This is a genomic window from Streptomyces sp. NPDC000345, from assembly GCF_042898825.1.
Classification (GTDB): domain Bacteria; phylum Actinomycetota; class Actinomycetes; order Streptomycetales; family Streptomycetaceae; genus Streptomyces.
The window spans coordinates 151738-169129 of record NZ_JBIAZE010000013.1 but is presented as its reverse complement, the minus strand read 5'-3'; the positions used below and the strand labels follow the sequence as shown (position 1 = coordinate 169129).

Genomic DNA, 17392 nt, shown 5'->3' with positions numbered 1-17392 from the left:
CACCGCCCACCGCTCGTTGCCGCGCCGGCCGTCAGTCCGGCTCCCCGTAGGGGCGGCGGAAGACCGGGGCCCGGCCGGTTCCCCAGGGTCGTACGGCCGCCAGTCCGCGGGCGACCGCGGACTCCAGCGGGCCGCTGGTGTCGACGGCCACCGCCTCCGGCCACCGGGGTTCCCGGGCCGCCATGGCGGTGGCTATGCCGAGGTCGGCGTCGGAGTTGCCGGATGCGGAAGCGCCGGAGGCGGAGGCGCGCGCGCTCAGGCGGGCCGCCGACACGTCGTGGGGCACGTGGCAGTGCAGGGCCACCAGGTCCGAGCAGGTGCGTTCGGCCACGCGCCGTGCCGCCGCACGCTGCGCGGGGTCGGACCAGGTGGCGTCCAGGACGACGGACTCGCCCGCGGACAGCAGGGCGGCAGCCCGGTCGAGGAGGGCGGCGTAGGTCCTCGCCGTCCACTCGGCCGTGTACAGCCCCTCGCCGTAGCCGGCCGCCGCGGACCGCTCCGGGGGCACGCCCGCCAGTTCCTTGCGGAGGCGGTCGCTGCTGAGCAGGGTGACCCCCAGGCGGTCGGCCAGCGCGCCGGAGAGGGTGGACTTCCCGCTGCCCGGCAGCCCGCCGACCAGGGTCAGGCAGACGGCTGAGGTGCGCAGATGGCGCAGCGTCGTCGAGACCAGCCGGCGTGCCTCGGTCTCCGCGCCGGGCGCGCCCTGGCGGGCCTGGATCAGGGAGACCTTGGCGCGGACGAACGCGCGGTAGGCGACGTAGTGGTGCCACAGGGACGGGGGCGCGGGGTCCCCGGAGTATTCGCCGTACCGCGCGAGGAAGTACGCGGCGGCCTCGGGAGCGCCGAGTCGTTCCAGGTCCATGGCGAGGAAGGCGGCGTCGTCGAGGCCGTCGACACAGCGCAGCCGGTCGTCGAACTCCAGGCAGTCCAGGACGCGGGGGCCGTCGTCGAGGCAGAAGATGTCCTCGGCGAGGAGGTCGCCGTGGCCGTCGACCACCCGGCCCTGCGCGATGCGGGCGGCGAACAACCCCTCGCGGCCGGCGAGATAGCGCCGCACGAGCCGTTCCGTCTCGGTCACGCCGTCGGGCACCGGGCCGTCCTGCGCCATCGCGTGGACCTGCGCGAAGCCGGCCTCCCACCGCGACGACAGGGCGTCCCGCGTGCCCTGCGCGTCCGCGTCGGGACCGCGGGGCGCGTCGGCGTGCCACGCGGCGAGGTGCCGGGCGACGGACCTGAGGACCTCGTCCAGGGCCTCCCCTTCGCGTACCAGGCGGGACAGGCGCCGGTTCGCGGGCATGCGCCGCATCACCACGAGGGGTTCCGGCGCCTCGGCGCCGGGGCCACGGAACTCCCCCAGGCCGAGGTACACGTCGGGGGCGAAGCGGCGGTTGAGAGCGACTTCGCGCGCGCACGCGGCCCGGCGTCCGGCCGGTGTGGTGTAGTCCAGGAATCCCAGGTCCACCGGCTTCTTGACCTTGTAGGCCCGGTCTCCGACGAAGAACACGATCGCGGAATGGGTCTCGCACACCTCCGCGCGCGGCGGCTGCCCTCCGTCGTGGCCGGGCTCAGTCATGGGGGACGAGGGCGCCGGGGCGGCGTCCGTGGTGGATGGCGGCCCGGCTGACAGGACCGAGGTGAGATGCCATGGCGGCGGCCTCCGTCTCGTACGAAGCCCGACGCGACGGCGGATGACGGTGACGAGTCCGATGACCTGCCTGGTCCGGACGTCGCCGGCATGCCGGGCGCGGTGCTTCCCTCCTTCGAGGAGTACCCCATTCCCTTCCTCGGCGCATGCGCGGAGGAAGGGGTCGGGTGGGGTCCCCTCGTGGATCCGGGCCGGAAGTCGGACCGGCCGGGACCTTCGGCCCTGTGCTCCGGTCCGCTGCCGTTCGACGGTGGGAGCAGAAGACGGCGGGGGACGGCCGACGAGTCTCTGGAGGCCGATTCATGAGCGCGCACGGTTCGCCGTACACATCCGGTCCGCCGCCGGGGCGCGGCTCGGGCGTGGCCTCCCTGCGGCGCCCGTCCGACCGGTTCGAACGCTGGTTCCGCCGCGTCCTGATCGTCGTTGTGGTCCTCGGTCTGCCGGCCGCCGCGGTCGGTGCGGGGCTTGCGGCGTACGGGGCGTCGATGCGCACCGTGCGGGCCCAGGCGGCGGAGCGCCACCAGGTCACGGCCCGGCTGGCCTCGGGCGTCAAGAGCGACGGAGACTGGGCGAAGCAGCCGGCGCAGGTCCGCTGGACCGACACCGACGGCACCGTGCGCACCGGAGCGGCCCTGGTGAAGCCGGGCACCCCCGCGGGCACCGCGGTGCGGGTGTGGGTGGACCGGGACGGAACCGTCACCACCGCGCCGGTGAGCACGCTCAACGCGACGACCACCGGCTGGCTGGTGGGCGGCATGGCGGCGTTCGGCGTGGCCGCCGGGGCCTACGCGGCCTGGGCGGGCACGCGCCTGGCCCTGGACCGGAGACGGTACGCGCGGTGGGACGCCGAGTGGGAGCTGGTCGAGCCCCAGTGGTCGGCCCGCTTCCACCGGTGACGGACAGGACCGGCCGCAAACCGGGAGGTGACACCGATGTCGGACGCCATGACCACCGACCTGTACGAGGTCACGATGGCCCTGTGCTACCTGCGGGAGGGCACGACCGGCCCGGCGACGTTCAGCCTCTTCGTCCGCGACCTGCCGCCCGAACGCGGCTTCCTGGTGGCGGCGGGTCTCGAGTCGGCACTCGACTACCTGGACGGTCTCCAGGTCGGCCCGGAGGACGTCGACGCCTTCGCCTCCGCGCTGCACCGGCCGTCAGGGGACCTGGAACCCCTGCTCGGCCTGACGTTCACCGGCCAGGTGCGCGCGGTACCGGAGGGGCGGATCGTGCTCGCGGGTGAGCCGCTGCTGGAGGTGACCGCACCGCTTCCGCAGGCCCAGTTGGCCGAGACGTACGTGCTCAACCGGCTCAGCCACCAGACGACGATCGCCTCCAAGGCCGTGCGCTGCGTGCTCGCGGCGGCCGGTCACCCGGTCGTCGACTTCGCCCTGCGGCGTACCCACGGCCCGCAGGCGGGCTTCCAGGCGGCCCGTCTGGGGGCGATGGCCGGCTTCGCCGGGACCAGCAACGTGGCGGCGGCCACCGCCGAGGGCATCCCCGCCGTCGGCACGATGGCCCACTCCTTCGTGGAGGTGTTCGCCACGGAGGAGGACGCGTTCCGCGCGTTCGCCCGGTCCCACCCCGGACCGGTGACCCTGCTGGTGGACACCTACGACACGGAGGAGGGCGTGCGGGTCGCGGCACGCGTCCTGCGGGACCTGGACCGCGGGCCCGGCTCCGCCGTACGGCTGGACAGCGGCGACCTCGGCGACCTGGCGGCACGGGCGCGCGCGATCCTCGACGACGCGGGACTGCCGGACGTGCGGATCGTCGCCAGCGGCGGTCTCGACGAGTACGCCGTGGACGACCTGGTCCGCTCCGGGGCGCCGATCGACACGTACGCCGTGGGCACCCGCGTCGGGGTGTCGGCCGACGCGCCCTACCTGGACTCCGCGTACAAGCTGGTGGAGTTCGACGGCCACCCGGTGATGAAGCTCTCGTCGGCGAAGGTGACGGCGCCCGGCCGCAAACAGGTGTTCCGCCGCCCCGGCTGCGCCGACGTGATCGGTCTCCTGACCGAGCGGCCCCCCGAGGACGGGGTTCCGCTCCTGGAGACGGTGATGCGCGACGGGCGGCGCACCCGCCCCCGGGCCACGCTCGCCGAGTGCCGGGAGAGACTCGCCTCGGACCTGGACCTGCTGCCCCCGGCCGCCCGCAGGATCCGCGCGCCCGTCGCGCCCCGTGCGACGTCCTCGGAGCGGCTGAGCGCGCTCACCGCCCGTGTCCGGCGCCGTATCGAGGAGCGGCTGCCGGACCGCGCCGCACCGTCCCCGGCCCCGCCGGACGGCGGCCCCGTGCGGCCGCCGGTCGCGCGTGGCACGTTGGATACAGCACCACCCTGAGGAGCGGGAGGCGTCATGCGAGCTCACCTCGGCGATCAACTCGTCATCGAAAGCACGAAGACCGACGCCGCCAGGCGCGACGGGGAGATCGTCGGGCTCCATCACGAGGACGGAACGCCTCCTTACGACGTGCGCTGGTCGGACACGGACGAGGTGACGCTCGTGTTCCCCGGGCCCGACGCGCACATCCGCCATCTCGAACACGGGCACGCCGGGACCGCGCACGACCCTTCGGCGGCGGGCGGGCACACGGCGGGGACCGGGCCCACGGCCGCACAGCCGCCCGGGACACCCGCCGCATCCGGGACACCCGCGGCATCCGGGACGCCCGCGACGCCCGGGACGCTCCGCCACGGTGACATCGGCCGCCGGGTGGCCGCCGAACGCCACAGGCTGGGCCTCAGCCGTGAGGAGACGGCCCACCGGGCGCGGATGTCCGCCGGCTACCTCGCGTACCTGGAGGAACGGCCCGCCGACCCGAGTGCGGCGACCCTCGTCAGGCTCGCCGACGCGCTGGGCACCACCGTCACCGCCCTGCGCGGAGGCGGAGCGGACGTGCCGCCCGGCCAGGGCCGGGCGCTTCGGCGTCCCCGGCTGCGGGACCTCGGCCCGCAGGAGTGCCGCGCCCTGCTCTCCACCCACGGCGTGGGGCGGGTCGCGGTGTCCGCGGCCGACGGCCGGCCGGCGGTCGTCCCGGTCAACTACGAGGTCGTCGACGACGCGATCGTGTTCCGGACCGCGCCGGGCTCCACGCCCTCGGCAGCGGTCGGATCCGAGGTCGCCTTCGAGGTCGACCACCTGGACGAGGCGTCGAGTCAGGGCTGGAGTGTCCTGGCCGTCGGCCCCGCGAGCGCCGTGACGGAGCCGGACGCCGTACGCAGGCTCACCGAACGGGCCCACACCACGCCCTGGGCGGGCGGAGCACGGGAGATGTGGGTGGCGATCCGGCCCGCCCACCTCACGGGCCGCCGCATCTCCCCGGCGGACGAATGACACCGGCGGCCGCCACCCGTTCCCACCGCCCCCGTTCCCGCCGCCGGGCCGCACGGGGCCTGGGCTCCGGAAGCGGGTTCCCTTGCACGCGACAGGCCGTGGGAGACGTGGATGAAGTGGCTGGTCTCGCTGGTCGGTGCCGGGCTTGTCATGATCACCCTGCGGGACCTGTTCCACACGCTCTGGCACCCCACCCGCCACGGCGGTCTGAGCCGCCTGGTGATGACGGCGCTGTGGCGACTCGCGCGGCGTTTCCGTGCGCCCGGGCGGGTGGTCGGGCTCGTCGGGCCGCTCGCCATGGTCACGGTCGTGGGCATGTGGACCGTCACGGTCGTCCTCGGCTGGGCGATCGTGTACTGGCCCCACATGCCGGGAGCGTTCACCTTCTCCCCCGGCTCCAAGGCGGCGCAGGAGCCGGCGCTGCTCGACTCCCTGTATCTGTCGCTCGTCACCGTGGCCACCCTGGGGCTGGGCGACATCGCGCCCGACGAGGGCTGGCTCCGACTGGTCTCACCGCTGGAGGCCCTCATCGGCTTCGCGCTCCTGACGGCCACCGTCTCCTGGGTGCTGGAGATCTATCCGGCGCTGACCCGCAGGAGGGTCCTGGCGATCCGGCTGGCGCTGCTGCGCGACGCGAATCCGACGACGCGCCAGATCGACTGCACCGCGGGGGCCCTGCTGCTGGACGGCCTGGCGACCGACGTCGCACGCGTGCGCATCGACTTCACCCAGTACGCGGAGGCGTACTACTTCCATGACGGGGAGGACCACTCGTCGCTGGCGGCCATGGTCGGCTACGCCACCGTGCTCGCCCGGCGCGGGCAGGAGGCGGAGCGGCCCGAGGTGCGGCTGGCGGGTGCGCTGCTCGACGGCGCGCTGAAGGACCTGGCCACCATCCTCGACCAGCGGTTCCTCCACACGGACGGCGCGCCCGCGGAGGTGTTCGCCGCGTACGCCGCCGACCACGGCCGCGACGGCCAGTGACGTTTCTGCGGTGAACCGGCTGCGCCATTGGAGTGAGGGAGGCGGGCGCGGGGAGAAAGCCGTGTCCCGGCAGCGAAATCCTCTTGTCCCGGCGCAGGTCCCCCGTGTCGGCACGGCGTTCCCGCGCACGGTGTCCAAGCCCAGGCCTCAGGGGAGGAGCAGGACGTTGAGCCACGGCAACAAGCTGCGGGAACAGATCGTCAGCCCGGGGACGACCCCGCTGATCGGCGTCCACGACATGTACTCGGCGTCGATCGCGGCCGAGCACTACGACGGGTTGTTCGTCTCCGGGTTCGGATTCGCGGCCTCGTACTACGGACTGCCGGACATCGGGTTCATCGCCTGGCCGGACATGGTGGCGTTCGTCCAGCGCCTGCGCGGCGCCTTCCCGCGGCACCACCTGCTGGTGGACATCGACGACGGGTACGTCGATCCGGAGGTCGCCTGCCACGTGGTGGAGGGCCTGGAGCGGATCGGGGCCTCGGGCGTGATCCTGGAGGACCAGAAGCGGCCGCGCCGCTGCGGCCACGCCGACGGCAAGCAGGTGCTGCCGCTGGACGAGTACCTCGCCAAGCTGGAGATGGTGCTGCGCACCCGGCGCGACCTGGTCGTCGTGGCCCGCACCGACGCCACCGACGAGCACGACATCCTGCACCGTGCCGGGACGCTGGCCGCCACCGACGCGGACGTGGTCCTCGTCGACGGGGTGCGCAGCGTCGAGTGGATCCGCCGGATCCGTGCCGTCGTCGGCGACAAACCGCTGCTGTTCAACCAGATCGCCGGAGGCAAGTCACCCCGGCTGTCGCTGGGCGAGCTGACCGAACTCGGCGTCGACGTGGCGGTCTACAGCACCCCGTGTCTGTTCGCGGCGCACGAGGCGATCGACTCCGCGCTGGCCGGCCTCAAGCGGGCCGACGGCCGCCTGCCCGAGATCGACGGGGCCCGCGGTGTGGGGGTGCGCGCCGCGACCGCCCTGCTGGAACGCAACATCGCGCGCCTGCGTGCCGAACCCGAACGGGTGGGCCTGTGAGCTGCCTCCGCCTCGGCCCGGTCCGTCGCCCCGACCGCCGCCGAGGCCCGGTCCCGCCGCACCGCCGGGACCGGTGCGGCGGCGCGTAGGCCCGTTCGGGGGACACCGGGCCGCTCCGCCGCGTCCTCCTCGGCGGACCGGATGGCCCGAGGTCAGGGAGCCGCGGAGCCGTCCGGCCCCCCTCGGAACGGACCTGTTCGGGGCCGGCCGGCCCATGCGGGCGCCGAGCGCCGGGCGGAGAGTGGAAGGAGGAGGAACGCCCACGACATCAGGAGGCGGGACCATGTGGCACCGGATGGTGAGCGACCTCATGACCACCACGGTCGTCCGGGTGCACCGGGACACCGGTTTCAAGGAGATCGCCAAGCTGCTCGCCGAGTACGACGTCACCGCCGTACCGGTCGTGGACGACGACGAACACGTCGTGGGCGTGGTCTCCGAAGCCGACCTGCTGCGCAAGGAGGCCGCCCAGCTGGATCCGGCCGGTCTGCCGCCGGGGCTGCGGCCCGAGCCGTCCGCCGGCGCCAAGGCGGCGGCCACGACCGCCGAAGGGCTGATGAACAGTCCGGCCGTGACGGCCAGGCCGCAGTGGAGCGTGGTGGAGGCCGCCCAGGTCATGGAGCGCCACCACGTCAAACGGCTGCCGGTGGTCGACGAGACCGACAGGCTGGTCGGCGTGGTCAGCAGGGCCGACCTGCTCCGCGTGTTCCTGCGGGGAGACAGCGCCCTGCGCGAGGAGATCACCGGGGAGGTCCTGCTGCGCACGCTCGGGATCAGCCCCGGCGCGGTCACGGTGCGGGTCGTCGACGGGCGGGTCTCGCTGACGGGCACCGTCGAGCGCAAGTCCCTCGTTCCGATCGTCGTCCGGCTGTGCCAGGGGGTGGACGGCGTCGTCGACGTGTCCGCCCGGCTGGACCACCGGATGGACGACACCTCCGCGGCGCCGGGCGACGACACGGCACGCCGCGCCGGACTGGCCACCTGAGCGAGAGTGGAGCTGAGCGCCATGACGCCTCCGACCCCCCTGCCCGACCGCCCGGTCCGGGTCACCGCGCGGCTCGACGCCCCGCTGTCCCGCTGGCTGTGGCTGGTGAAGTGGATCCTGATCATCCCGCACTGCATCGTGCTGTTCTTCCTGTGGATCGCCTTCACCGTCGTCTCCGTGATCGCCTTCTTCGCGATCCTGTTCACCGAGCGCTACCCGCGCGCCCTGTTCGACTTCAACCTGGGAGTGCTGCGCTGGAGCTGGCGGGTCGCCTTCTACTCGTACGGCACCCTGGCCACCGACCGCTACCCGCCGTTCAGCCTGGGTGAGGAGCCCGACTACCCGGCCCGGCTGGACATCGCCTACCCCGAGCGGCTCTCCCGGGGCCTGGTCCTGGTGAAGTGGTGGCTGCTGGCCATCCCGCACTACATCGTCGTCGGCTTCTTCGTCGGCGGCTGGCACCTCGGCTGGTGGGACGGCGGGCTGGTGGCCGTGCTGACGGTGATCGCCGCCGTGATCCTGACGTTCACCGAGAAGTACCCCCGGGACCTGTTCGACCTGGTCACGGGCCTGAACCGATGGGTGCTGCGGGTCGCCGCCTACACCTCCCTGATGACGGACGTCTATCCGCCGTTCCGCCTCGACATGGGCGGCACCGAGCCGGACGACCGCCCGCTGGTGCCCTGACCGCTCCCGCGACGGGACGCCGTCCGCTCAGTCCCGCTGCGGAACCACCGCCACCGGGCACTCGGCGTGGTGCAGCAGCGTGTGTGCGGCCCTGCCGAGCTGCAGACCGAAGTGGCCGTGCCGCCTCTCGGCGCCGACGACGATCAGATCGGCGGCCGTCGAGGCGTCGAGGAGGACCCGGTGGGCGGTGCCCTCGACCACCTGGCGGTGCAGTTCGGCCTCCGGGTGGTCCCGGACGGCGTCGCGCAGCGAGTCGGTGAGGAGGGCGGAGGCGCTCTCCTCGTCGGCGCCCGCGGCGTCACCGGCGCGTGCGCGGGCGGGGCGGCGCCAGGCCCGTACGGCGTGCAGGGCGCAGCCGCGCGTGCGCGCCTCGTCGAAGGCGAACCGGACCGCCTCGGAGCCCTCGGGCGAGTCGCCGACGCCGACCACGACACGGCCGTAGGAGCCCTGCCGGTTGCGCTGCCCGCCCCGGACGACGACGACCGGGCACACGGCGCGGCCGGCCACCGTGAGGCCGACCGACCCCAGCAGCAGTCCGGCGAGCTCGCCACGGCCACGGGAACCCGTGACCAGGGCGAAGGACGCGTGGCCCGCGTTCAGCAGCACGGACACGGCGTCGTCGGGCAGGACCTCGCCCGACACCTTCAGCTCCGGGGTGCGCCGCCGGGCGCGTTCCACGCACGAGGCGACGATGTTCTCCGCCATGACCTCCTCGGACGGACGGCCGGTGGAGAAGGACGGGCGGACGCCCTCGTAGCGCTCCCACAGGGAGGCGTACAGCAGCCGCAGGGGCAGCCCGTGGCGCGCCGCCTCGTCCGCCGCCCAGTCCACCGCCTCGAAGCTGGAATCCGATCCGTCGACGCCCACGACCAGCGGGAGTTCCATCGTCGCCACCGCCTTCCTGGTCGGCACCACGAGACTTGCCTGTCCTTACCGTCGCACCGTCCCTGGTCGCTCGCGACACGTGCGCCGGCCCCGTTCTAGTCCTCCGCCGGCAGGACGCGGCGCCCCGTGACGCGCGTCGGCCGGATCGACACCCACAGGTCCCGTTCGCCCCCGGCCCACGGGCTGGTGTGGGCGCGGGCGGCCAGTTCCCGCACCGCGTCGGGTTCGGTGACCGCGCGGGCCGGGCCGACGACGAGGACGCTCCAGCCCTGGCGCATGGTCTCGTCCACATGGTCGACCTCGAAGGCGACCTCCGTCCCGACGGCCGAGGCGGGGGCCGAGTCGGGGGCCGTCCTGAAGACGACCGCGTCGTCGACGACGTCGTAGTTGACCGGGACGACCGCCGGGCCGTCCGGTGCCGAGACGGCGACGCGTCCGACCCCGTGCGTGCCGAGGCGGGCCCGGCACTCCTCGGGACCGAGGTCGCGCAGGCGCGGGCGCAGGAGGGCCGTGCCCTGGCCGGGCGGCAGATCGCCGCCGCCCCCGCGCAGGGCCGTGACGCTGGTGCCCAGCGCGTCGGACAGCTTGATGAGGGTGGCCACCGTGGGGTCCGAGGGCTGTTCCTCGAGGTAGGCGAGATATTCCGGTGCCATTCCGGCGCGGCGGGCCGTCTCCTCCCGGGACAGCCCGCGGCGGGCGCGCTCGGCGGCGACGCGCCGGCCGACGTCGCCGGGGTTGGGGGTCCGGCCGGTCAGGGTGCCGTGGGCCCCGGTGCCGCCCTGGTCCCCGGGGGTGCCGGGGGCCTCGTGAGCGGGATGACGGATGTGCGCGTCCGGCCCGGGGAAGACGAGCGTCACCTCGTCCGTGTCCGACCAGCGCACGTCGTAGGGCGGGGAACCGTCCGGGTGATGGAGCCCCACGATCTCGCCGTCGCGCCTGGGGGCACCGGTGCCCGGGCGCTCGACCACGAGCCGGTCGCCGAGTTGAGCTCGCATGATCGCCACCGTTCCTCAGGATGCCGCCGGCGTGTGGGCGCTCATGCTCACGGTGTCTGCTCCGGCATCGGCCAGCCGGTGCCCGGACCGGCGGTGCGCCCGTTCGCGGGCGGGTTGATCGCTTCTATGTCACGGCCGGCGACCTCCACGAGTTGCCGGCCGAGGTCGTGCAGGGCGCGGCCCGCCGCCAGTTCGTCGCCGATCTCCGGGACGTCCGGGTCGGCGGGGTTGCGGTGCGCGGCGCCGTGGCCGGTGAGTTCCGTGGTGCCGGTGTTCAGCACCACGCGTGCCTTGGTGTCGTCGTCCTCCTCGAAGAGGAAGAGACGCACCGTCCACTCCACGGTATGCGGCATCGTTGTGCTCCTCACGTCGGTACGTCGGGTGCGGTTCGTCGGGGGTCCGGCAGCGGGGCGCCGGGGTGTCCCTCGTCTGCCTGCGCGGGGCCGTTCATATCCTCGGCACGACCATGACCGGGCACGGCGCGTGGTGGAGCACCGCGTGGTTGACGAGGCCCAGTTGCAGACCGACGTGCCCGCGGCGCCGGCGTGCTCCGACGATGAGCAGGTCGGCGTGGGACGCCTCGTCCAGGAGGGCGCGCCGTGCCGGACCCTCGACCGTCTCACTGCTCACCTCGACCTCCCCCCGGTAGTGCTCGAAGGGGCCGGCCAGCACCTCGGCGAGCACGCGCGCGGGCGGGCGCCGGCGGGTCCGGAGCGCGGGCCCGGACGGGCCCGGCGGTCCGGGGACCGGGGCGCTCCAGGCGTGCACCGCCACCAGCCGGCAGTGCCGCGCGCGGGCCTCACGGAACGCGAACCGCACCGCGGTGTCGCTGCCCTCCCCGTCCTCGACGCCCACGACGACGCTGCCGAACCGGCCCTGACGGTGCTTGGCTCCGCCGCGTACGACGACCACCGGGCACGTCGCGTGGGCGGCCACGGCGAGGCTGACCGAGCCCAGCAGCAGCCCGGCGAGGTCTCCGAGGCCCCGGGACCCGAGGACCAGCCCGAAGGCGTTGCGCCCGCGGCCGACCAGGGCGGCAGCCGCGTCCTCGTGCACCACCTCGCTCGACAGCCGTACGGCCGGTGTGCCGCGCCGGGCGCGGTCCCAGGCGACGTCGATCAGGTCCGGCGCCTCGTGGCCGGCCACGGCCGCGTGCACGAGATGGAGCGGCACGCCGTGCCGGAGCGACTCCTCGGCGGCCCAGTCCACCGCCTCGAGGCTCGCCTCGGACCCGTCGATGCCGGCCACCAGGGGAAGCGTCACCGCCGCCACCTCCGTCGTTGCGGACTTCGAACACCGGCGCCGTCGGGCCGGGGACCACATGCGGCGCGGGGAGATCTGGGGTAGTCCTCGTTGTAGAAGCGCCGTGCTCTGCCGGTCGGCGCCGACGCTCACCGTCCTTCCAGCTTCGTACGAGACGGAGGCAGTCGCCATGGAACCAGCCCTGACCGTGGGTCTCGACGGCTCACCCGAGAGCCACGCGGCCGCCCACTGGGCCGCCGACGAGGCCGAGCGGCGCCGTCTCACCCTGCGCCTGTTGCACGCGTGGCCCCTGCTGGTGCCGGAGCCGACGAACGCCCCCTCCGAGATCGACCAGAACTACTGGGCGAAGAAGCTCGTGCACAACGCCCAGGCGGAGCTCCAGGCCGGCCACCCCGGACTCACCGTCGTCGGCAATCTGGTCGCCGACGACGCGCAGAACGCCCTGCTCCAGGCGGCGTCGGAATCCGAGATGCTCGTCCTCGGCTCGCGCGGACTGACGCCCTGGGAGAGCTACTTCCTGGGCGACATCAGCATGCCCGTCGTGGCCCGCTCGGAGCGGCCCGTGGTGCTGGTGCGGGCCCAGCAGCCCGGGGAGGCGGGACGGCCCGCCCCGGCGGCGGGCGGCGTGGTGGTGGCGCTGAAGCTCCACGGCCCGTGCGAGGACCTGCTCGAGTTCGCCTTCACCACCGCCGCCGCCCGGGGCGTGCCGCTGCGCGCCGTCCACGGCCGGGGCGTCCCGCTGCACGCGTACGCCCCCTGGGGCTCGGACCACGGTGTGACCCAGGAGATCGCGCACGACGTGCAGAAGGGGCTCGACCAGGTCCTGCGCCCCTGGCGGGAGAAGTTCCCCGGAGTCGTCGTGACGGACGTGCCCCGACTGGAGAGCCCCGCCAGGGCCGTCGTGAAGGCCGCCGAGGGTGCCGACCTGCTCGTCGTGGGCCGGCGCAGGCACCCGGCCGGAGCGGGGCCGCGCCTGGGGCCCGTCGCCCAGGCCGCCGCGCACCACGCCCGCTGCCCCGTCGCCGTGGTCCCGCACGACTGAAACGGCCCGGGAGGACCGTCTCGACGGTGGCCGGCGGGGGAGGGTCCCGCCGCCGCGCGGGACGGCATCGGGCCGAACCGTCCCTTTCTCACCCGATCGGCCCCTCGGCCCGCAACGGCGAGGGAGGCCGGTCATGACGAGCACGGCACCGGACGCGACGGCCGGCGGGCCGCGCGAGGCGCCGGAGGTGCACCGGCTGGAGGTCACCCTTCACCCACGTCGACGGTGACGCGTACGCGGTGGACGTCCGGGGCCACCGGCTCCAGGCCGTCCGGCCCCTGGACGCGGGCGGTACGGACACCGCGCCGACTCCGGTCGCGTTGTCCGCCGCGTCGACGGCCATCTGCGTCGCCTTCTACGCGGCCGCCGTCTGCAGCGCCACGGACTGCCACGCACCGGACTGCGGGTCCGTGCGGTTCACCACGGCCGCGGACCGGCCCGCCCGCCTCGGATCCGTGCGCGTGGTCCTGGTGCCGCCGCCCGAGCTGTCCGCCCGGCGCCGTGCGGCCCTGCTCGCGGTCGCCGCGCACTGCACGGTGCATCACACCCCGCACGATCCTCCGGTGACCGGCATCGGGCCGGAGGCCTGAGGAGGCCGCCCTCGTGCCGCCGTGCGCCGACCGGCCCGCGGTACCAGGGCCCAAGGCCCGGCGGTTCGGGGCTCTTCGGCCCATGACGGGCGAGTGGACGGAGAGCGACCGTGAAGACGGGCGCCGGGATCACGGGTGTGAGGCCCGCGTCCGGCGACCGTGAGGAAGTGGGTGACCGTGATGCTCTGGTACGGCCATGATCCCGGTGGGTGGGGCTGGTTCACCATGTCGGTCGGCATGGTCCTCTTCTGGGCCGCGCTGATCGCCTGCGGCGTCCTGCTGTTCCGGGCCCTGTCCCGGCCGGCCGGCCCGGGGGCGACGACCGGCGCGCCGCCGCCCAGGACCACCCCCGAACAGCTCCTCGCCGAACGTTTCGCCCGCGGGGAGATCGACGAGGACGAGTACCGCCGCCGCCTGACCGTTCTGCGGGCCGGCGGCGAACCCCGGCCCGGCAAGAACTGATCGCGCGGCCACGGCCGCACGCGTCCGCGACCGCGACCGCCGTGGAATAGTGGAGGAGACGGGACGCGCTTTCGTGAACGGCCGGTCGGCCCTGGAGGGAGGCAGCTCCGGTGAGCGTACGTGAACTCGACACGACGACCGTGACAGCCCTGGTCGAAGACGCCACAGCCGCTCCGTCGATGCACAACGCGCAGCCGTGGCGATTCCGCTTCCTGCGCGGTGACGGCACCGTCGAGGTGTACGCGGATCTCGACCGCGCCATGCCACGGGCCGATCCCACCACGCGCGCGCTGCACCTGGGGTGCGCCGCCGCCCTGTTCAACCTGCGGGTCTCCGCCGCCCACGCGGGCTGGGCGACGGCCACCGAACTGGTGCCCGACCCCGCGAACCCGCGCCTGCTCGCGTCGGTACGGCTGAGCGGTCCCGCGCTTCCCGGGCACGGCGTCGAGCACGACCTGGTGCCGCTGTATCCGGCGATCCGCCGCCGGCACACCAGCCGTCAGCCGTTCACGGACGAGCCGATCCCCGAGCCCCTGAAGGACGCGCTGAGCGCCGCCGCCCTGCTGGAGGGGGCTCGGCTGGTCTTCCCCGGATCATGGCATGTGCGGACCCTGCTGGACCTGGTCCAGGACGCCGAGGGGCGTGACGCCCTGGACACGGCCGCCGCCGAGGAACTGCGGCAGTGGACCCGTACGGGCACCGCGGCGGTGGAGACGGCGAGCGACGGAGTGCCCGAGTACGCCTTCGGGCCCCGCCGGCGCAACCGGGCGCCCGTGCGGGACTTCGCCGCCAGGCTGCCGGTGCCGGGCCGTGAGACCGCCGCGTTCGAGAGCGCGCCCCAGCTCGCCGTCCTCGGTACCACCGGCGACCGGCCGAAGGACTGGCTGCTGGCGGGCCAGGCCATGGAGCGCGTCCTGCTCCAGGCCACCCTCGACGGGCTCGCCACCTCCCTCACCTCGCAGGCCCTCGAATGGCCCGAACTCCGCTGGACCGTGCGCGACCCGCAGTCGCCGTTGGGCTTCATCCAGATGGTCATCCGCCTCGGATACGGCCCCGCGGGCCCCGGCACCCCGCGCCGCCCCGTGCACGAGGTGCTCGACCTCGGCTGAGCCCGCCCGCCGATTCCTCTCCCCCGGGCGGCAGGCGGCTCTCCTCCCGCGGAACGGGCCGAAGGGCCCCGGCGACGGGCTGTGCGGCCCGCGCTTCGGGCCTCGGCGCCGCCGTGACAGGGCCGTCGGGTGCCTGCCGCCGAACGCCTGCGGGCCGGGCGGCTGAAGGTGCGGCGGCGCCGGGCGAGGCGCCCCCCGCCCCCGCGTACCGCGTGCCCTCGTACGAGGCACCCGCGGGGGCCGACAGGGAGGGGAGGTCATGGCATCCGTCACCTTCGACAAGGCCACGCCGAGCTGCGTACCCAGACCCGGACGCAGATCGCCTCGCTGCAGCGGCGGCTGGGCACCACCACCGTGTACGTCATCCACGACCAGGTCGAGGCGATGACGATGGGCGACCGCATGGCCGTCTTCAAGGACGGGGTGCTCCAGCAGGTGGGGTCCCCCAGGGAGGTGTTCGCACGCCCGGCCAACGCCTTCGTCGGCGGCTTCATCGGCTCCCCCGCCATGAACCTCTTCCGTCTGCCTCTCGTCGGGGAGGGCGCCGAGCTGGGCGGGCTTCTCGTGCCGCTGGGTCCGGCGGTGCGGCGGGCCGCGTCCGAGGAGGGCCGGCCGAGGTCCTGCTCGGGGTCCGGCCGGAGTCCTTCACCGTGCTGTCCGGCGAGGACCTGGAGACGCCGGCCCTGGAGCTGGTGGTGGAGGCCGTGGAGGACACCGGGGCCGTCACCTACCTCCACACGACCGCCAAGGTCGGCGCGGAGAGCGCGGAGGTCGTCGTCCGCGCCCCGGAGCGGCAACGGCACGGCAAGGGGGAGCAGTTGCGGGTCACCGTCCGGCCGGACGACTGTCACCTCTTCTCCGCGCTGACGGAGCGGCGGCTGCCGGGGGCCGACGGCTGACGTCCAGGGGTGAGCCCCCGCCGCGCGGGCGGGGGCTCATCACCGCCTGGGCACTCAGCCGACGAACTCCGCGACGGCCGCCTTCAGTTCGCTCAGCCCCTTCTTCGCGTCGGTGAAGAACATCCCGGTCCTGGGGTCGGTGTAGAGCTCGTTGTCGATGCCCGCGTAGCCGTGGCCCATCGACCGCTTGATGACCACGACGCTCTTCGCCTTGTCGACGTCGAGGATCGGCATCCCGGAGACCGCGTTGCCGGGCCGCCGCGCCATGGGGTTGGTGACGTCGTTGGCACCGACGACGAGGGCGACGTCGGCCTGGGGGAACTCCGAGTTGGCCTCGTCCATCTCCTTCAGCCTCGGGTACGGCACGTTCGCCTCCGCCAGGAGCACGTTCATGTGGCCGGGCATACGGCCCGCGACCGGGTGCACGGCGTAGCTGACGTCGATGCCGTGGTCGGTGAGCAGTTCGGCCAGGCCGCCGAGTTCGTGCTGGGCCTGGGCGGCGGCGAGACCGTAGCCGGGGACGAAGACGACCTTCCTCGCGTACGCCAGCTGGATCGCGACGTCGTCCGCGGAGACCGACCGCACCTGGGCCGGGGCACCGCCCGCGCCGGTCGCCGCCCGGGCGCCGTCGGCGGTGCCGAAGCCGCCGATGACGATGTTGGCGATGGAGCGGTTCATGGCGTCGGCCATCAGCTTGGTGAGGATGCCGCCCGAGGAGCTGACGAGCATGCCCGCGATGATGAGGGCGGTCTCGTCGAGGACGAAGCCGGCCATCGCGACCGCGGATCCGGTGAAGGCGTTCAGCAGGGCGATGACGACCGGCATGTCGGCGCCGCCGATGGGCAGCACCATGGTCACACCGAACAGCAGGGCCACGGCGGTCAGTCCGTACAGCGCGGTACGGGAGTCCGGTGCCAGCACCAGCCAGACCGTGCCGGCGACGAAGGAGGCCGGCAGCAGCACGTTCAGCAGCCGTGCCCCGGGGAAGACGACGGGCGCCCCGGAGACGGTCCCCTGGAGCTTGCCGGCCGCGATCAGCGAGCCGGAGAAGGTGACCGCGCCGATGACGATGTCCAGCGCGCCCGGCAGGGAGACCCTGGCGCCGAGTGCCGCCGGGTCGTCGGCCTGGAGCAGGTCGTTGACGGCGATGAGCGCGGCCGCGCCGCCGCCGACGGCGTTGAAGAGACTGACCAGTTGGGGCATGGCGGTCATGCGCACCTCGCGCGCGGCCCACAGGCCGAGTGCTCCGCCGACGAGCCCGCCGGAGCCGAGCACCAGCCAGCCGGTGCCGCTGATGACGCCTTCGTCGGCCACCAGCCACACGGTGGCCCCGATCGCGACGGCCATCGCGCCGGCGGAGAGGGTGTTGCCGCGGCGGGCGGTGCGCGGATGGTTCATCAGGTGCAGGCCGAGCACGAAGCAGGCGGCCGCGCCCAGGAAGACGTAGTGGACGGCTTGGGAGACGGTGTCCATGGCGC

18 protein-coding genes are annotated in these 17392 nt (G+C 74.3%); 12 read left to right on the top strand and 6 right to left on the bottom strand.

The genetic code is table 11. The features are described 5' to 3' along the window. Positions 1-31 precede the first annotated feature (31 nt). Positions 32-1573: an AAA family ATPase gene (locus ACFY30_RS28690; protein WP_390848047.1), complete on the bottom strand. Its 1542-nt coding sequence runs from the start codon at positions 1571-1573 to the stop codon at positions 32-34. Positions 1574-1947: 374 nt separating this feature from the next. Between ACFY30_RS28690 and ACFY30_RS28685 the strand changes: the two genes are divergently transcribed. From ACFY30_RS28685 to ACFY30_RS28655, 7 genes are all read left to right on the top strand, one after another. Next, on the top strand, positions 1948-2541 hold the full coding sequence (locus ACFY30_RS28685; RefSeq protein WP_390848046.1) for a hypothetical protein: 594 nt from the start codon (positions 1948-1950) through the stop codon (positions 2539-2541). A gap of 36 nt (positions 2542-2577) precedes the next feature. Further along, a complete protein-coding gene (locus ACFY30_RS28680) occupies positions 2578-3990 on the top strand; it encodes a nicotinate phosphoribosyltransferase (protein WP_390848045.1) in 1413 nt (470 codons plus the stop codon). A 15-nt stretch (positions 3991-4005) separates the two neighbouring features. Continuing rightward, positions 4006-4983 carry a pyridoxamine 5'-phosphate oxidase family protein gene (locus ACFY30_RS28675; RefSeq protein WP_390848044.1) on the top strand — a complete coding sequence of 326 codons (978 nt, stop codon included), beginning with the start codon at positions 4006-4008 and terminating at the stop codon, positions 4981-4983. Positions 4984-5094: 111 nt separating this feature from the next. After that, entirely contained in the window at positions 5095-5967 is an 873-nt protein-coding gene (locus tag ACFY30_RS28670) for a potassium channel family protein (protein WP_390848043.1), read from the top strand. A 166-nt stretch (positions 5968-6133) separates the two neighbouring features. After that, complete coding sequence (locus tag ACFY30_RS28665) at positions 6134-6997, top strand: oxaloacetate decarboxylase (RefSeq protein WP_390848042.1); 864 nt, start codon at positions 6134-6136, stop codon at positions 6995-6997. 283 nt (positions 6998-7280) lie between these two features. Further along, positions 7281-7982, top strand: coding sequence for a CBS domain-containing protein (locus tag ACFY30_RS28660; RefSeq protein ID WP_390848041.1), 702 nt, complete (start codon positions 7281-7283; stop codon positions 7980-7982). A 21-nt stretch (positions 7983-8003) separates the two neighbouring features. Next, complete coding sequence (locus ACFY30_RS28655) at positions 8004-8669, top strand: DUF4389 domain-containing protein (protein WP_390848040.1); 666 nt, start codon at positions 8004-8006, stop codon at positions 8667-8669. A 27-nt stretch (positions 8670-8696) separates the two neighbouring features. Here ACFY30_RS28655 and ACFY30_RS28650 read toward each other — a convergent pair whose 3' ends face one another. From ACFY30_RS28650 to ACFY30_RS28635, 4 genes are all read right to left on the bottom strand, one after another. After that, entirely contained in the window at positions 8697-9554 is an 858-nt protein-coding gene (locus tag ACFY30_RS28650) for a universal stress protein (protein ID WP_390848111.1), read from the bottom strand. Between the two features lie 95 nt (positions 9555-9649). Next, positions 9650-10549: a DUF1918 domain-containing protein gene (locus ACFY30_RS28645; protein WP_390848038.1), complete on the bottom strand. Its 900-nt coding sequence runs from the start codon at positions 10547-10549 to the stop codon at positions 9650-9652. Positions 10550-10596: 47 nt separating this feature from the next. Then, the gene (locus tag ACFY30_RS28640; protein ID WP_390848037.1) at positions 10597-10902 is read right to left on the bottom strand and encodes a DUF1876 domain-containing protein; all 306 of its coding nucleotides are present in this window, start codon (positions 10900-10902) and stop codon (positions 10597-10599) included. 94 nt (positions 10903-10996) lie between these two features. After that, positions 10997-11812: a universal stress protein gene (locus ACFY30_RS28635; RefSeq protein WP_390848036.1), complete on the bottom strand. Its 816-nt coding sequence runs from the start codon at positions 11810-11812 to the stop codon at positions 10997-10999. A 169-nt stretch (positions 11813-11981) separates the two neighbouring features. Here ACFY30_RS28635 and ACFY30_RS28630 point away from each other — a divergent pair, with 169 nt between their 5' ends. From ACFY30_RS28630 to ACFY30_RS28610, 5 genes are all read left to right on the top strand, one after another. Beyond that, positions 11982-12854 carry a universal stress protein gene (locus ACFY30_RS28630; protein ID WP_390848035.1) on the top strand — a complete coding sequence of 291 codons (873 nt, stop codon included), beginning with the start codon at positions 11982-11984 and terminating at the stop codon, positions 12852-12854. A gap of 239 nt (positions 12855-13093) precedes the next feature. Further along, positions 13094-13444 (top strand): OsmC family peroxiredoxin, encoded by a 351-nt coding sequence (locus ACFY30_RS28625; protein WP_390848034.1) that lies wholly within the window; start codon positions 13094-13096, stop codon positions 13442-13444. Between the two features lie 180 nt (positions 13445-13624). Further along, positions 13625-13906 (top strand): SHOCT domain-containing protein, encoded by a 282-nt coding sequence (locus tag ACFY30_RS28620; protein ID WP_390848110.1) that lies wholly within the window; start codon positions 13625-13627, stop codon positions 13904-13906. Between the two features lie 110 nt (positions 13907-14016). Next, positions 14017-15015 carry an Acg family FMN-binding oxidoreductase gene (locus ACFY30_RS28615; protein WP_390848033.1) on the top strand — a complete coding sequence of 333 codons (999 nt, stop codon included), beginning with the start codon at positions 14017-14019 and terminating at the stop codon, positions 15013-15015. Between the two features lie 650 nt (positions 15016-15665). Further along, complete coding sequence (locus ACFY30_RS28610; RefSeq protein WP_390848032.1) at positions 15666-15914, top strand: TOBE domain-containing protein; 249 nt, start codon at positions 15666-15668, stop codon at positions 15912-15914. A gap of 54 nt (positions 15915-15968) precedes the next feature. On the opposite strand, the gene ACFY30_RS28605 is transcribed toward ACFY30_RS28610, so the two are convergent. Beyond that, positions 15969-17387 (bottom strand): NAD(P)(+) transhydrogenase (Re/Si-specific) subunit beta, encoded by a 1419-nt coding sequence (locus ACFY30_RS28605; RefSeq protein WP_390848031.1) that lies wholly within the window; start codon positions 17385-17387, stop codon positions 15969-15971. Positions 17388-17392 lie beyond the last annotated feature (5 nt).

Excerpts from the sequence above, each read along its gene's own strand:
- ACFY30_RS28645 (WP_390848038.1), bottom strand. The coding sequence starts at position 10,549 with ATGCGAGCTCAACTCGGCGACCGGCTCGTGGTCGAGCGCCCGGGCACC.
- ACFY30_RS28685 (WP_390848046.1), top strand. The coding sequence starts at position 1,948 with ATGAGCGCGCACGGTTCGCCGTACACATCCGGTCCGCCGCCGGGGCGC.
- ACFY30_RS28605 (WP_390848031.1), bottom strand. The coding sequence starts at position 17,387 with ATGGACACCGTCTCCCAAGCCGTCCACTACGTCTTCCTGGGCGCGGCC.
- ACFY30_RS28650 (WP_390848111.1), bottom strand. The coding sequence starts at position 9,554 with ATGGAACTCCCGCTGGTCGTGGGCGTCGACGGATCGGATTCCAGCTTC.
- ACFY30_RS28630 (WP_390848035.1), top strand. The coding sequence starts at position 11,982 with ATGGAACCAGCCCTGACCGTGGGTCTCGACGGCTCACCCGAGAGCCAC.
- ACFY30_RS28640 (WP_390848037.1), bottom strand. The coding sequence starts at position 10,902 with ATGCCGCATACCGTGGAGTGGACGGTGCGTCTCTTCCTCTTCGAGGAG.
- ACFY30_RS28670 (WP_390848043.1), top strand. The coding sequence starts at position 5,095 with ATGAAGTGGCTGGTCTCGCTGGTCGGTGCCGGGCTTGTCATGATCACC.
- ACFY30_RS28620 (WP_390848110.1), top strand. The coding sequence starts at position 13,625 with ATGCTCTGGTACGGCCATGATCCCGGTGGGTGGGGCTGGTTCACCATG.
- ACFY30_RS28690 (WP_390848047.1), bottom strand. The coding sequence starts at position 1,573 with ATGACTGAGCCCGGCCACGACGGAGGGCAGCCGCCGCGCGCGGAGGTG.
- ACFY30_RS28680 (WP_390848045.1), top strand. The coding sequence starts at position 2,578 with ATGTCGGACGCCATGACCACCGACCTGTACGAGGTCACGATGGCCCTG.
- ACFY30_RS28675 (WP_390848044.1), top strand. The coding sequence starts at position 4,006 with ATGCGAGCTCACCTCGGCGATCAACTCGTCATCGAAAGCACGAAGACC.
- ACFY30_RS28660 (WP_390848041.1), top strand. The coding sequence starts at position 7,281 with ATGTGGCACCGGATGGTGAGCGACCTCATGACCACCACGGTCGTCCGG.
- ACFY30_RS28655 (WP_390848040.1), top strand. The coding sequence starts at position 8,004 with ATGACGCCTCCGACCCCCCTGCCCGACCGCCCGGTCCGGGTCACCGCG.